12 protein-coding genes are annotated in these 14,937 nt (G+C 52.3%); 4 read left to right on the forward strand and 8 right to left on the reverse strand.

All coding sequences use genetic code 11. The features are described from left to right. Positions 1 to 1,508: 1,508 nt before the first annotated feature. The 5 genes from B2R29_RS15030 to dksA are packed head-to-tail and all read right to left on the reverse strand — an operon-like array spanning position 1,509 to position 7,432. Complete coding sequence (locus B2R29_RS15030; protein WP_301181805.1) at positions 1,509 to 2,912, reverse strand: sigma-54-dependent transcriptional regulator; 1,404 nt, start codon at positions 2,910 to 2,912, stop codon at positions 1,509 to 1,511. Beyond that, complete coding sequence (locus tag B2R29_RS15035) at positions 2,909 to 5,839, reverse strand: sensor histidine kinase (protein WP_301181806.1); 2,931 nt, start codon at positions 5,837 to 5,839, stop codon at positions 2,909 to 2,911. Before B2R29_RS15035 ends, B2R29_RS15030 begins: the two co-directional genes overlap by 4 nt. Continuing rightward, positions 5,829 to 6,008 (reverse strand): hypothetical protein, encoded by a 180-nt coding sequence (locus B2R29_RS15040; RefSeq protein WP_068439288.1) that lies wholly within the window; start codon positions 6,006 to 6,008, stop codon positions 5,829 to 5,831. Before B2R29_RS15040 ends, B2R29_RS15035 begins: the two co-directional genes overlap by 11 nt. Positions 6,009 to 6,058: 50 nt before the next feature. Continuing rightward, positions 6,059 to 6,937 carry a tRNA glutamyl-Q(34) synthetase GluQRS gene (gene gluQRS / locus B2R29_RS15045; RefSeq protein WP_301181807.1) on the reverse strand — a complete coding sequence of 293 codons (879 nt, stop codon included), beginning with the start codon at positions 6,935 to 6,937 and terminating at the stop codon, positions 6,059 to 6,061. 60 nt (positions 6,938 to 6,997) lie between these two features. Beyond that, entirely contained in the window at positions 6,998 to 7,432 is a 435-nt protein-coding gene (dksA, locus tag B2R29_RS15050; protein ID WP_301181808.1) for an RNA polymerase-binding protein DksA, read from the reverse strand. Between the two features lie 209 nt (positions 7,433 to 7,641). Here dksA and B2R29_RS15055 point away from each other — a divergent pair, with 209 nt between their 5' ends. Further along, a complete protein-coding gene (locus tag B2R29_RS15055; RefSeq protein WP_301181809.1) occupies positions 7,642 to 8,853 on the forward strand; it encodes a pyridoxal phosphate-dependent aminotransferase in 1,212 nt (403 codons plus the stop codon). Then, positions 8,853 to 9,563, forward strand: a complete 711-nt coding sequence (gene sfsA, locus B2R29_RS15060; protein WP_301181810.1) for a DNA/RNA nuclease SfsA — start codon at positions 8,853 to 8,855, stop codon at positions 9,561 to 9,563. The genes B2R29_RS15055 and sfsA overlap by 1 nt, the downstream gene beginning before the upstream one ends. Before the next feature lie 18 nt (positions 9,564 to 9,581). Here sfsA and B2R29_RS15065 read toward each other — a convergent pair whose 3' ends face one another. The 3 genes from B2R29_RS15065 to B2R29_RS15075 form a co-directional block, all read right to left on the reverse strand. Then, positions 9,582 to 9,899, reverse strand: coding sequence for a Rieske (2Fe-2S) protein (locus B2R29_RS15065; protein WP_301181811.1), 318 nt, complete (start codon positions 9,897 to 9,899; stop codon positions 9,582 to 9,584). A 350-nt stretch (positions 9,900 to 10,249) separates the two neighbouring features. Then, the gene (locus B2R29_RS15070; RefSeq protein WP_301181812.1) at positions 10,250 to 11,035 is read right to left on the reverse strand and encodes a Crp/Fnr family transcriptional regulator; all 786 of its coding nucleotides are present in this window, start codon (positions 11,033 to 11,035) and stop codon (positions 10,250 to 10,252) included. A 96-nt stretch (positions 11,036 to 11,131) separates the two neighbouring features. Continuing rightward, a complete protein-coding gene (locus B2R29_RS15075) occupies positions 11,132 to 11,479 on the reverse strand; it encodes a pentapeptide repeat-containing protein (RefSeq protein ID WP_301181813.1) in 348 nt (115 codons plus the stop codon). A 55-nt stretch (positions 11,480 to 11,534) separates the two neighbouring features. On the opposite strand from B2R29_RS15075, the gene B2R29_RS15080 reads away from it, so the two are divergent. Further along, entirely contained in the window at positions 11,535 to 13,916 is a 2,382-nt protein-coding gene (locus B2R29_RS15080) for a DNA polymerase II (protein WP_301181814.1), read from the forward strand. A 26-nt stretch (positions 13,917 to 13,942) separates the two neighbouring features. Then, a complete protein-coding gene (locus tag B2R29_RS15085) occupies positions 13,943 to 14,911 on the forward strand; it encodes a magnesium transporter CorA family protein (RefSeq protein ID WP_301181815.1) in 969 nt (322 codons plus the stop codon). Positions 14,912 to 14,937: the final 26 nt, after the last annotated feature.

Raw genomic sequence — 14,937 nt, forward strand, 5'->3', positions numbered from 1 at the left:
TTATTGTTATGCCCAGCAACCATGTCGACAGATGTTTTGAATGGGCATCCCCTGCCTCATTTTTTATTGTTGTTGTCGGCGCTCAATGCGCATTCAAAACATTTGTCACCCAGGCCTTTGTTATTTTTATTGTTGGCCCTTCTTCTCTACCCGATCCCGTTGGAAGCACTTTGTTATTTTTATTGGTGCGCTTCGTTCTGAGATCTTGCTGAGGCGTCGCATTTGTTATTTTTATAGTTTGCGTTGCTCTCTGATGAATATAAAGCGAATGGTGTGCCAACTTTTAAAAACCTATATATATCAATAGCTTATGTTTCATTGCCCCGGTTTTTGAGTTGTGCTGTGGGCCGAAGTGTTACGAAAGATTACGGATTGTGTAACCCACAGGTAACAAACTTCAGGAAACGTAACACTGAGTAAATGTTCAATCAGCCTTACGCCGGATGCCACTGAAGAGTAAACCGTCGAGAGGTTATGAAGAGGTCGAATCGGGTAGGGCGAATTTCAGGCAATAAAAAAGCCGCAGGTGCGGCTTCTTGGATTCTTTCTGCAGTCTTTGTTTGGACGCCTCTGTTATTTTTATTGTTAGCGGCCCAACTGTCTTATTTTTCTCTGTTCTTCCGTACTTCTTATTGTTTGTGAAGGGGTTCTTCACCGGGCTTGCTGATTATTTTTATTGTTTGCGTTTCAGCAGCAAGCCCCGCAGTTCGACTTTGTTATTTTTATTGGTGTCGTCCTGCTGTATGTAAAATAATGCCAAGACCGTGCCAATTTTTAAAAACCTATATTTTTCAATGGGTTATGTTTTTTGGTGATGTGTGGTAGGCGCATTTTTACAGAAAGTGTTACGTAACATTACGCTGACATATGTCTATTGGTAACAGTTGGGTGAGTGGGGGTAACACTTTAGTCGAAGGCTTGAGGTAGGGGTAACAAAGACGTTACCGATCGGGAATGATTGCTGGGCCAGAGGCTGATGTCTGACGAACAGACAATAAAAAAGCCGCTTATGCGGCTCTTCAGGGGCGTTATTCTTATTATTCTGTGCTGCCACAGGTATCATCGTCGTTTTGAATAGGCAGAGCTTCTGTTTTTATTGTTGTTATGTCTCTGCTCATTCGAAACTAACAATGGTGGCCATTGTCGTTTTTGTTATGAGGTTGGGAATTTCCGGCGCTTTATTATTGTTATTTGTGCGCCTCCCGCTTACCGGCAGTGTCTCTTTGTTATTTTTATTGATGGACACCAGCTCAGTACTGTCTATAAAGCGAAAGCCGTGCCAAAAATAAAAATCACTTAAAAATCAATGATTTATGAAATTACACCTGTCTATAATTATAGACAGTTAGACTAAAGTGTTACTAACTGTGAGCCATTCGGTAACAGATTTGATACCTGAGTAACACTCTGTAACTGGATTCGTTATGTGCGTAACAGAAAAGGAAGAAGGCTGTCTCGAGAGGAGTGTGTAACGGTAAGGGCTGACAGCAGGAGTGGCCGAGCTGGAATCAGCGGCCACCCTTTTTGCGTGGAATACCCAGGCGTTGCCGGCGTTCCCACAGTGATTTACGTGAGATACCGAGCTTTTTCGCCAGTTCGGTCTCGGTCATTGAGGCTTCGTTTTCGAGCACGAAGTGCACAAAGTAATCGTCCAGCGACAGGTCCCCCTGTTGCTCGTCGTTCTGGTCTGTGGGCTGGTAGGGGTTGTCTTCGACAAGACTGTTACGCATGGAATCGCTGATGTAACGGTCGGGGCTGACTTCAATGCCCAGCAGATCGGGCTCGACCTCGTCGGATTCAGCAAGGATAACGGAGCGCTCTACTGCGTTCTCAAGCTCGCGTACATTGCCGGGCCAGTGGTAATCACGAATGGCTTTCAGTGAGGCATCGTTAAAGCGCATTGGGGCCGTCGCCATCTTTTCGCAGGCGCGAGCCAGCATAGCTACAGCAATCTCAATGACATCTTCACCTCGGTCTCGCAACGGCGGCAGGTGCAGCTCCATAACATTCAGACGGTAGTAGAGGTCTTCACGGAATTCACCCTGCGAGGAGAGTTCTTTCAGGTTGCGGTGTGTAGCGGCAACAAGGCGGACATTCACTTTCTGGCTTTGCACGGAGCCGACACGACGGATCTCGCCCTCCTGTAGAACGCGTAGCAGGCGAGCCTGTGCTTCCAGAGGCAGTTCGCCGATTTCATCCAGAAACAGGGTGCCGCCATCGGCAGCTTCAACCAGACCCTGGCGCTGTGCCGTTGCACCGGTAAATGCACCTTTCTCGTGACCAAAGAGTTCCGACTCGATCAGAGTTTCAGGAATGGCCGCACAGTTTACTGAAATCAGTGGTTTGTCGGCACGTCGGCTTTGATTATGGATCGCTTTCGCAACCAGCTCTTTACCGGTACCGGACTCGCCCTGGATAAGCACAGTGGCATCAGTCGGGGCGACTTTGGCAATCTTGCGGAATAACAACTGCATCGGCTCGCAGCTGCCTATAATTCCGGTTTTAGAGGAAGGTACTGGCTCGGGCAGGTCGTCGTGCGGGTCGGCAACTGCGTCAGTTGTCTCTGTACGCATCGCCAGGATACGTTCAACTGCCTGAATCATTTCGTCGTGATCAAAGGGTTTGGCAATGTAATCAACCGCGCCGAGCTTCATGGCATCGACGGCAGAACGCAGGCTGGCGTAGCTGGTCATGATAAGAACCGGCACTTTACCTGCGAGCTCAATAAGGTCAGTGCCATGGCCACCAGGCAGTCTCAGGTCGCTGATGATCATGTCATAGCTGGTCAGGTCGAGCGCTTTGGCGGCATCGACAGAGTCTGCTTCAGTCACTTCATGATTATGGCGAGTTAACAGGCGACGCACCGCGTTGCGGATAATAGCTTCGTCTTCTACGACCAGAATATGACTCATGAATGGTGATCCGTTAACTCAGGTTGTTCACAACGTGGAAGACTGACTGTAACACAGGTTCCGCGTCCGCTGGCCAATGGGCTGTCGATTGCGATGTGACCGTAGTGCTCTTCAATGATGCTGTAGACCAGTGATAGTCCCAGTCCCGTCCCTTTACCCACGTCTTTGGTGGTAAAAAATGGCTCAAATATATGATCGAGCGTTTCCGCCGGAATGCCGTGTCCGTCATCGATCACGCGGATTCTGACCTGCTGTTCATCCATATCGCCCTGAACCCAGATGGTGCCGCCGGCTTCGGAGGCATCGCGCGCGTTACCCAGCAGGTTTACAAACACCTGCACCAGACGCTGAGCATCTCCCATAGTCATCAGTTCGGGCGGGCAGTCGTTAATAAAATTGATGTCCTGACTGCGTTTACTCAGCTTAAGAAGCTGGATGGCTTCGTTAATACAGTAGGTGGCGTCGACCGGCTCGTGTTCTGTGCTGTGATGACCGGCATGAGAGAAGTTCATCAGTGATTGCACGATTCGGGTAACACGCTTGGTCTGTTCCTGAATCTGGTCGGCCATTTCCAGTAATTCCGGGTTGTCGGTCTCGTAACGCATGCTTTGCGCCAGACAGTCGATCCCCGTGATTGGGTTGCCAATTTCGTGGGCGACGCCGGCAGCAAGACGACCGATCGACGCAAGGCGCTCACTGTGCATCAGTTCTTCTTCAAGGAGCTGAGTTTCCGTCTGGTCCTCAAGCAGAATCACTGTGCCGCCGGGCTGGCTTCCACTTGGTTGCAATACTGCTTTGTGCATCCCGAACCAGCGCGGGCGCCCCGCACTATCGACCCGGTGCTTGTGTTTATGCATGGCGTGGCTGGTCAGAAAATCGGTCAGCATCGGCCCCCAGGGCGCAGGCAAGCGGCTGACGTGCGAGCCAGTCACTTCGCGGGATTCGGTACCGGTAAGCTGCGACATTACCTGATTCCACATCAGCACTTCACCATCCGGTGCCAGCGAGCAGACCCCCATGGGCAGTCGTTCGAGCGTCTCGCGGTGATAGCGACGCAGGTTATCCAGCTCACTGGCAAGGCCGCCCAGTCGGCTGTGGAAACCTTCAAGGCGTTGCTCAAGCTGAAAGATGTCTTCGGTCAGCTCAACGTCTTTCTGGAACGGCAGATAGCGGTTCACCAGATCGTGAGCAACCGTTGGGCCCATCAAACCTGAGAGGTTAGCTTCAAGTCGGGCGCGCAGGCGACGCAACGCGTACGGCCGGTCTTCGTAAGAAGGCAGCTCCAGATCATCTAACGCCTGATAGACTTCGCGTTCAGCAACGTAACGGCCCAATGACGGCGTCAGAGCGTTAATCACTTCATTGGTATTGACCGCCTGCAGAGGCAGGCGCGAGGGTCGTGATACGTTATCGATAGAGCAGGCATCCGCTGCGGACTGCTCTTCGGCGCTGCGTTTGGTACTCAGACTGATAATGACAAACAACAGAAAGTTGATACCGATCGCTGTTATGGCAGATAAGTGCCAGTTGCCTTCATCCGTCGGTGGCAGGAAGAACGGAATCTCCCAGCCCAGTGCCAGCTCGCAGAACGGTAATAACAGACCGTAGATCCAGGTGATGGTGCCGACCACCAGACCCGAGATAAAACCTTTGCGGTTGGACTGCGGCCAGTAGAGTAGTCCGAGGATACCGGGCAGAAATTGTGAGCAGGCAACGAACCCGAGAATACCCAGTTGGCTGAGGTCGAGATCAGAGCCAACGATGCGGTAAAAACCGTACGCCAGTAACAGGATGACCCCGATCAGCGAGCGACGCATCCACAGCAGCCAGCGATAGAAATCGTAGCGTGGTGCGGGTTTATAAATAGGCAGCACCAGGTGGTTTAGAAACATCGCCGCCGTCGACAGGGTGGTCACAATGATGATGCCTGATGCGGCGGCCAGACCACCGACGAAAATCATCACAGTCAGGAATTCAGATTCCAGCGCCAGGCCGATACCCAGAGCAAAGTAGGACGGATCGCTGTCAACATTCAGATAGTAACCGGCCCACAGAATAGGCGGCACCGACAGGCTCATGATCAGCAGGAAAAGCGGGAATCCCCAGCTGGCGTGTTTCAGGGCGCCGGGGTTGTTGTTCTCGGTGAACGCCATGTGGAACATGTGGGGCATGGCGACAGCGGCGGCAAAGAACATCAGCAGAAGGGTTCGCCACGGGCCATCTTGCAAACGCACTTGCTCGCGGGCGAGCTGAGCCTGGTTGTCTGATAACCATTGCTCCAGACCGCCGACTTCGGGGAATACGCCAAACAGTACAACACCACCTAGCACAAGAATAGCGACCAGTTTCAGAACGGACTCAAAGGCAATCGCAAATACCAGGCCTTCGTGCTTCTCGCGCGGAGATACGTGTCTGGCGCCAAACAGAATGGCGAACAGAATCATGATCAGGCAGTACGCCAGCGCCAGATTCTCAACCGGCCACTCGCGGTTAAGCAGGTACAAGGTGTCACCGATGGCTGTGATCTGCAGCGTCAGCATAGGAATCACTACCGCCAGCATGATCAGCGACACGGAGATTCCAGCCCATCGCGACCGGTAACGGAACGCCAATAAATCAGCGAGTGAGCTGAGCTGATACGTCCGCGTAATCTGTAAAATTGGCTTAAGCAGAATCGGGGACATCACGAACGCCCCTGAAATCCCCATGTAGTAAGCGAGAAAACCGTAACCGTACTGGTTGGCGAGGCCTACCGAGCCATAGAAAGCCCAGGCACTGGCGTAAACCCCGAGAGACAGAACATACACAAGAGGGTGGCGAACCCAGCTGCGTGGTAGCCAGTTACGCTCGACGGCGTATGCCGCGAGAAAAAGAGAAAACAGATAGCCAACGCCGAGAAGCGCCAGCTGACCAAGGCTAAACGTCATCGTTGTCCTTCTGCTTGCTGTTGAACCAGATGTAGAGAGCAATCAGAAGCGCCCAGATTCCAAATGGACGATACCAGGCGGCACGGTCATCGAGCCACCAGTCCATCATGACTGGAGAGATAAGGTAGATGCCTACCAGCATCAGCAGACTGAGGCGATAATCGTACATTTAGCGCTCTGGGTGTTTGGTTGCCCAGAGATTAGCACACCAGGCATCGATTATGTGCGTTGAAATGGCCCGGGCGCAGGCATTGATGTCTGCCCCTTCAATGGCTCTGTGTTCCAGTGGCGGACGGCCCAGTGTAAAAGTTCGCTCGCGGGCGCCCCAAGCAATGCCTGCGGAGGCGACTGGCGTAACCAGTGCAACGCTTGCCACAGTGTTTCACTGATGTGTTCGCCTGACAGAGGCAGGGCCAGATTCTGTTTGCTCAGTTTTTGCCCGTTCTGTTCTACCGCTACGGGAATATGGCTGTATTGCGGGACTTTCAGGGATAGCGCCTGTTGCAGCAGATACTGACGAACCGTGGAATCGATGAGATCAATGCCGCGTACAACGTGGGTAATTTCCTGTGCGGCGTCATCGACAACAACGGCAAGCTGGTATGACCAGAAGCCATCGCGGCGGCGGATCACGAAATCACCAATTTCATCCGCGAGGTCATAGCGATGGTCGGCCTGTAGGCCATCATGCAATGCGGTGACGCCGCCGGGGCACAGGTAGCGCCAGGCGAAATCATGGCTCGCAGGGGGAGGACAGACTCCCAGGTGAAGTTCTCCTCCGAGCTGTTTACGTGAACAGGCACAAGGAAAAGCATCGCCCTGATCGCGAAGTTTATCCAGAGCGGACTGATAGAGTTCACCACGCTGGCTCTGGTAAACGACGTCACCGTCCCAGTGCAGGCCATAGGCATCAAGAATACGCAGGATTTCGGCGGTAGCCGTCGGGTCTTCGCGGGGAGGGTCGAGGTCTTCGATGCGGACCAGCCACTGCCCCCGGCAATGTCGTGCGTCCAGATAACTGGCAAGTGCGGCCAGCAGAGAGCCAAAGTGCAGAGGCCCGGTTGGAGAGGGGGCAAAGCGCCCGATATAGTCTGTCATATTTGTGTTCCGACAGGCAGGTTAACCTGCCTGTCGGTCACTGTATTAAAGCGCCGGAGCTTATACGCCGAGTTGCTTTTCCTTGATCTCTGCAAGTGTTTTGCAGTCGATACAGAGGTCAGCGGTCGGGCGGGCTTCGAGACGACGAATACCGATTTCGACACCACAGGCTTCACAGTAGCCGTAGTCGTCTTTATCGATCAGATCAATGGTCTTCTCAATTTTCTTCAGCAGCTTCCGCTCGCGATCACGTGTACGCAGCTCCAGGTTGAACTCTTCTTCCTGGCTGGCACGGTCGTTCGGGTCAGCGTAGTTGTTGAGTTCGGTCTGCATGTGCTCTTTCGTGCGGTCGACTTCTTCCATCAATTCCTGGCGCCAGTTACGCAGAATATTGCGGAAGTGTTCCTGTTGCGCTTCATTCATATACTCCTCGCCATCTTTCAGGTCGTATGGAGTAAAGTCAGACAGGGCAAATTCTTTTTTCTCTTGCGGCATTTCTCTTGTGCCTCACCTGTTCAAATAATAGTCACGCATCAGCGCATTCTGAGCTATGCATCAGACGCGCAAAAAATACAAGGCCGGGAAACTATCAGATAACATCGCCAGCGCCAATACTTTTATGTGCTCATTTGTATGTTCGTATCCTGCTGTGCCAACACCTAATCTGGCACAATAGCCCATAAACCTTCAAGAATTTGAGAACTATGTCATTAACTTCGAAAAGAAGTGGCGAGATTAAGCCGTTTCAAGTCATGGCCATTCTGGCCGAGGCTCAGGCAATGCAGGCTGAAGGACGCGATATTATCCACCTGGAAGTGGGAGAGCCGGACTTCTCAACACCGGAACAGGTGACCGAAGCGGGCATTGCCGCTCTCAGGGCCGGAAAGACGGGCTACACCCCTGCATTGGGCTTGCCAGAGCTGCGCGAAAAAATCGCCGGATATTACCGCTCGCGCTTTGATGTAGAGGTCTCACCCTCACGTGTCGTCCTGACGCCGGGCGCATCCGGGGCTCTGTTGTTGCTCACGGCAGCGCGGCTGAATCCGGGTGATCAGCTTATGCTGGCAGACCCGGGATACCCTTGTAATCGCCACTTTGCGCGGGTCTTTGAAGCTCATGGTCAATTGATTGCGGCAGGCCCGGATCAGAAATACCAACTGACTGCCGCTGATATTGAAGCACACTGGCAACCATCGACACGCGCTGCCCTGGTGGCCAGCCCGGCAAACCCTACCGGTGCGGTTCTGTCGACAGATGAACTCTTACAACTCTCGCAGGCCGTTAGCAGGCAAGGTGGTGAACTCTGGGTTGATGAGATTTATCAGGGGCTGAATTTTGCGGAGGGCGAGGTCAAAGGCGGTGCAGAAACCGTATTGTCGGTCGCTGATGACGCCGTTGTGCTGAACAGTTTTTCTAAGTTTTTTGGCATGACTGGCTGGCGCTTGGGTTGGGCTGTGGTGCCTGAATCACTCGTTCCCGTGCTTGATACTCTCGCCCAGAATCTATTTCTGGCACCGTCTACACCAGCGCAGTATGCCGCTATGGCTGCCTTTTCGCCTGAGGTGATGGCGACACTGGAGGAACGTCGGCAGATATTGCACGAGCGTCGTGACTACTTACTCAGCGCGTTACCTGAACTAGGTTTTAAGGTGCCCGTTGTGCCAGAGGGGGCTTTTTACGTGTACGCCGATGCGAGCGATTTTACCGATGACAGCCTGTCGTTCTGCGCCCAGCTTCTGCGAGAAACAGGGGTTGCGATTACTCCGGGCGTGGATTTCGGTGATCATCGTGCTGGCGAGCATGTGCGCTTTGCGTTCACGACACGCATTGAGCGTTTAAAAGAAGCGGTGGGCCGTCTGGCAGACTGGTTGCCTGCTTATGTCGCTGATGCAGCACAAAACCGAGGGGACAAATAATGAAGTATGAATTGCCCCTGATCGAAGGAACTCTTATCAAGCGATACAAACGTTTTCTCGCGGATGTGCGCTTGCAGGACGGGTCTGAAATAACAGTGCACTGCCCAAACACAGGATCGATGAAACGCTGCGCTGAACCGGGGAGTAAGGTCTGGATATCGGACAGCGCGAACCCGAAGCGAAAATACCGATACACCTGGGAGTGGGTCGAAGTCGATAGTAAATACCGTGTGTGCGTAAACACGGCGCGGCCCAATCAAATTATCGGAGAGGCGCTTGAGGCCCGAGAAATAGAGAGCTTCGATGATTACGAGTCGCTTCAGCGGGAGCCGAAAGTTGAAGATGGTCGACTCGACTTCTGTCAGCTTCTCGACGACGGTCGTCGCTGCTGGATTGAAGTGAAAAGCGTCACTTTACTGGAGGAGGACAATGGTCTTGGGTGCTTTCCTGATGCAGTGACTGATCGCGGACGTAAGCACTTGCTTCGGCTGCAGGCTCTGAAAGAAGAGGGGGATAGGGCTGTATTGCTGTTTTGCGTGCCGCACGAAGGCATACGTGAAGTCACCGTTGCCGAACACATCGACCCGAAGTACGCACAGACATTGCGCGAAGTGATGGCGTCGGGGGTTGAAGTGATGGCGGCGAAGGTTACCTTCGCAAAAGATGACTCCGGCCTCGAGGTCAGTGGACTATTGCCCCTCGTACTCTGATAAATTTTACATTGCTGATCAGAGATCGACCCAAATACCTTCGTCGCGTACTTCGCAGGCGAGCGGTGTGAGAGATTGGCCAGTGCAGGGGCCGGATACGCAATAGCCACTCTCAATCAGAAACAGTGCACCGTGCATCGCACATTGAATTAATCGGCCGTCAGAATCCAGAAACTGATCGGGCATCCATTCCAGGTTTACCCCAAGGTGAGGGCAGTGATTGCGGTAGGCGTATACCTTGCCCTGCTGGCGGACGACAAAAAAAGAATGGCCGTCGAGTTCGAATCCACGGGACTGGCCTTCTTGTAGGTCGGAATCTTTGCAGATGGCTGGCACGGTGCGTCCTGTTACTTCTCTTGATCGTAAGCAATGCCGCAAAGGTATTGCCTTGCGGGGTATGAAAACCGGAGGACTATTCTAGCAAGTCGTTCTGACAAGCGGGCAAAAAAACGCCCCTCGACTCTTCGTGAAAAGATAGAGGGGCAAAGCAACCGTGATTAGCCTGGCCTCTCGGCCAGTGATGAGAGAGATCATCATTCAGACCATGTCAGAATGCTGAACATCGCTGGTGATGAGCCAGCGACAGGATTCATACTAGGGCAGGACCTAAATGCAGTCAATAATAATTATCATTTAGTTTTGTAAAGGGTGTGTCAAAGAGCAATTTTACGATTCTGGTGTAGCGATCAGTGCTGTTCTAATACCTGCTGGTTCATCATATTAATGCGTCGCGCCAGGTTTTCGATCAGGTTCACCGCAGCCTGGGGTTGCGCTTCAATCAAGACGGTAAAGTCCTGCTGTGGCACCGCCATTACGGTACATGCCGTTGACGCTATGATAGAGGCTGACCGTTTCTCTCCGGTGAATACGGCCATAGCGCCGAATACTTCGTCCTCTCCCAGTTCTCCTACAGACACGCCATCGACAATGACATCGGCGTTACCGCTGATGATGGTGTATACCATGTCAGCATCGTCGCCTTGCTGAATGATGGTGTCGCCCGCTGAGAAGTTAAGGAATCCGGCCGCGGGCTTGAGCTGCTCTTTCGACATGGCGCCCAGACGTTCGGTCAGCAATGAATTCAGAGTAACCAGGTAATGGCTCCAGCAGTGCTGGCGGCGTTTGTCGTTGTAGATATGCAGTAGAAAATCGTCGCGATTGATGGGCTGCAGTTCAACGTAGCCGTCGGTTGTCAGAGTAGGAGACGGCAAATGAAACGATTGGCTGATACCGATCAGGTCGCCTTCTTCGCACGAAAACAGCGTGTTTTCATTACAGCAGATGTCGATGATGCCATCTTTAACCAGGAACAGGGTGTCTTCATCAAAATGCTCATAGAGGTCATCCACAGACTCGAAAGTGACTGCATTCTGCGTGTAAGTGAAGCCTTGCAGCATCTCTCTGGCGAGTTGCTGAAGCCGGGGGGAGTTCGCTTCAAATCCTGTCGCGGGTTCAGTTCCATTCTGATACATGGTGCCTCTCTTGCTTCTGTGAGCAATTGCTGATGACACTACTTTACCCGATTCGGCTGAGATGTAAGCAGCCTCAAGCGCTCAGTGATAACTGAGTCACATATTGCTCGGGTGACGCAGGCGCGTCCCCATTGTTACCGATAAGCGGATCTCCTCGGCGCTCAGTTCGGGCGGGAAATAACAGCCGCTGATTTTGGCATCGGCGAGGCTGGCGCCACCCATCTGGCAACCGCGAAAGTCGATACCGCGCAAATCTGAGCCGCGGAAATACGTATCGGTCAGGTCCATGCCTGACACGTTGAGTTTACGCAGGTCCAGTCCACGCAGATCACACCCGGTAAGATCACAGGACTTCCCGGACTCCCGTGCCTGATTGAAACCAGCAACGTTATCGTCGCGTAGCATCAGATACATTGGGTCCTGACTGATTTGAGGTGTGGTCATGCAGTGACTCCTGAAATACACTTTGATGCTCTCAGTATAGGCACTGGTTCTGACATTGCTCTCCACACCGCTCCCCGCGTTTCTTCTCAGCAGCCGCTGGCAGGATGAGGGGGATAAAACACAGCTGACATTCTGGTGGTCGACTCCCGAGGGAGCTGTCCGCACCTGCATAGAACAACCGTGCGTATGCTTTATCCCGGCGCAACACGTCGTGCGTGCTCAGGAAGTCATTGCGGCACTGGGTTGGCCGGTCACTCTGCGAGAAGTCGGACTGAAGCTTTTTAATAAAGAGCCGGCCGTGGCCTGTTATCTTCCTTCATCCTATCTCTATCGCTGGCGGGATGTTCTGAAGGATCAGAAAGTAGACGTGTATGAGCTGGATATCCGCCCAACCGATCGTTATCTGATGGAGCGTTTTATCGCCGGGTCGGCCAGAATCCACGGTGGACAATGGCGCTCAGGTGACAACCTGACGGTTGCTTCCTGCTGGCAGTCAGCGACCGATGTGCAATTGACGCCTGGTGACTACCGCCCGGATCTGCGCTACCTGTCAGTCGATATTGAAACCTCATTCCCGCGCACCGATGAACCCGACCGGTTATTCTCTATCGCGTTTTATGCGCCTGAGTTTTCGCACGTTCTTATGATTAGTGACCAGGAAGGCGATAGTTATGAAGCCGTCGCAGATGAGCCGGCCCTATTAACACGCTTTCTGGAGGTCATCGCTGCATATGACCCTGACGTACTGATTGGCTGGAATTTCATTCAATTTGATATGGCGTTTCTCAGGCGTAAGTTTGCTGAGCACGATATTCCTTTTGCCCTGGGGCGCGATGGCAGCTTACTGGACTGGCGTCAATCTGCACAAAATCCAGATCGTATTTTTCTGCACACGCCGGGGCGCGTGATACTGGATGGCATCGAATGTCTGAGAACAGCGACCTGGCAGTTTGACAGTTTTGCTCTTGATGATGTCGCGGATCAATTACTGGGGGAAGGAAAACTCCTGCATGGTGAAGAGCGCGGTGGTGATATTGAGCGTTTATTTGTAGAAGATAAACAGGCACTGGCGGCCTACAACCTGAAAGACTGCGAATTGGTCTGGCGTATCTTTGAACATACCGATCTGTTTAATTTTCTGATCGAACGCTCGCGCATGACCGGACTGCTTATGGACCGGATGGGAGGATCGGTTGCGGCTTTCGAATACATGTACCTGCCGCGTTTGCATCGGGCTGGCTGGGTAGCGCCCAATATGGGCGATGGCTACAGCGCCGAAAAAAGTCCGGGTGGGTATGTTATGGATTCTCAGCCGGGGTTGTTCCGCCATGTACTGGTTCTGGATTTCAAAAGTCTGTATCCCTCGATTATTCGTACATTCTGCATTGACCCTGCGGGCCTGATTTCTGCTGAACATGCGGCTGAAGAGGAAACCGTACCGGGCTATTTCGGGGGTGTATTTCACCGTCATGAACATATCCTGCCCGATCTGATCCGCCATCTGGGTGAGTTGCGTGAAGGCGCCAAGCAGCAGGGCAATAAACCCTTGTCGCAAGCGATCAAAATCATCATGGCGTCCTGCTATGGCGTGCTGGGTTCAGAGGGGTGTCGTTTTTACGATACGAGGTTATCGGCTTCTATTACGAAGCGTGGACATGACATTATTCAGCGCACAACCGCGTATATCGCCGAGCAGGGGTATCAGGTTATCTATGGTGATACGGACTCTGTTTTTGTTTGGGTAGATCAGGAGCTCAGTGACCAGGACGCCGACACGCTGGGGCATCAACTCGCAGAAGATATTAACCAGTGGCTTTCTATTGAACTGAACAACGAATTCGGGCTCAAAAGCTATCTGGAACTTGAGTACGAAACGCATTACCGGCAGTTTTTTATGCCAGCAATCCGTGGTGCTGAAACGGGCAGTAAAAAACGTTACGCCGGCATTAACGCAAACGACGACCGTCTGGTGTTTAAGGGGTTGGAGGCGGTGCGCAGCGATTGGACGCCGCTGGCACGAGAGTTTCAGAAAGAACTGTATCGCCGGGTGTTCTGTGGAGAACCCTGGGGGCAATGGTTAAAGGGGCAGGTGAGCGCACTTTTTGATGGCCAGACAGATGACTTGCTGATATATCGTAAGCGTCTGAGACGGCCTCTGCCGCACTACCAGAAAAGCAGGCCGCCGCATGCAAAAGCGGCGGCGGTTATGGATCGTTGGCTGCAAACCCAGAGACGTCCACCGAGATATCAGGAACGAGGTGGGTGGATCAGTTACATCATGACAGTTAACGGGCCAGAGCCAGTAGAGGTAAGGCAGTCTGCGATCGACTATCACCACTATCTGGAAAAACAACTTAAACCAGTGGCTGATTCTATCTTTCAGTTCACTGGACATAATTTTGATCAGGAAGCCGGGCAGCAGCATCGATTGTTCTGACCGAAAGAATAAAGACAGGAAACATTATGATCAGATGTATGCTTGAGAGCAGTGACGGTTCTATCCGCACCGGTGGTTCTGAATTATTGATTGAGTGGCAGCGAAACCGCGAAGGTAAGTTCTGGCTGGATGTTCAGGAAGAAGACACCTCCGGCGAACGTAAGCTGCTTGAACGATTGGGCTTGCACACATTAGCGGTGCAGGATGCTCAGCGTGATCGTCATCCGCCTAAACTGGAAGAGTTCGACGACTTTACCTTTGTCTTGTATCGCGGTATCGCCAGTTTCAATGCAGAGCTTGAGCATGACTCTCAGAATATTGCCTTTTTTGTCGGTCATAATTTTCTGATTACCCGCCACCCTAAGCAGGCGGCGAGTATTGAGAAACTTTTCAGTGATCAGGGGGCGGCCCTGTTGAAACAGGGGCCGGGATTTTTAGCACTGAGAATTATGCACACGTCGGCCGGATTGTACCTGGACGCTTTGCTTAAGTTTGAAGAGCGTTTGAGTGACATCGAAGATGCGCTGATGACCAATGGCAACGATGACCTGATGCGTGAACTTGTTACGTATCGCACGCGGCTGGTAAAACTGCGCCGCCTGTTCAATTATCACAAAAATATCACCGATGAATTACTCAGCGACGACTACATCGCGTTAAGCAGTAAAGATGACGCCATGGGGCACGCCATTACCGATCTTCATGATCGTTTTGATCGTCTTTATACGCTTGCAGAAATTTTCTACAGCATCAGCGGTGATTTAATTGATGGTTATATTTCGATTGCTTCGCATCAGTTGAACCGCACTATGCAAGTGCTCACGGTCATTACTGCGATCTTTGTGCCTCTCGGGTTTCTGGCAGGGCTCTACGGCATGAACTTTGAGTACATCCCTGAGTTAAAAATAGAGAATGGTTACTTTATTCTGCTCGCTGCGATGGGGTCTATTGCCGTCGGCTTGCTGGCGTTGTTCCGTAAAATACGCTGGCTTTAATTAATCATGAAAACGGACTCTGGCAA

It is taken from the genome of Thalassolituus sp. UBA3500, assembly GCF_002377545.1.
Taxonomy (GTDB): Bacteria; Pseudomonadota; Gammaproteobacteria; order Pseudomonadales; family Oceanobacteraceae; genus Thalassolituus.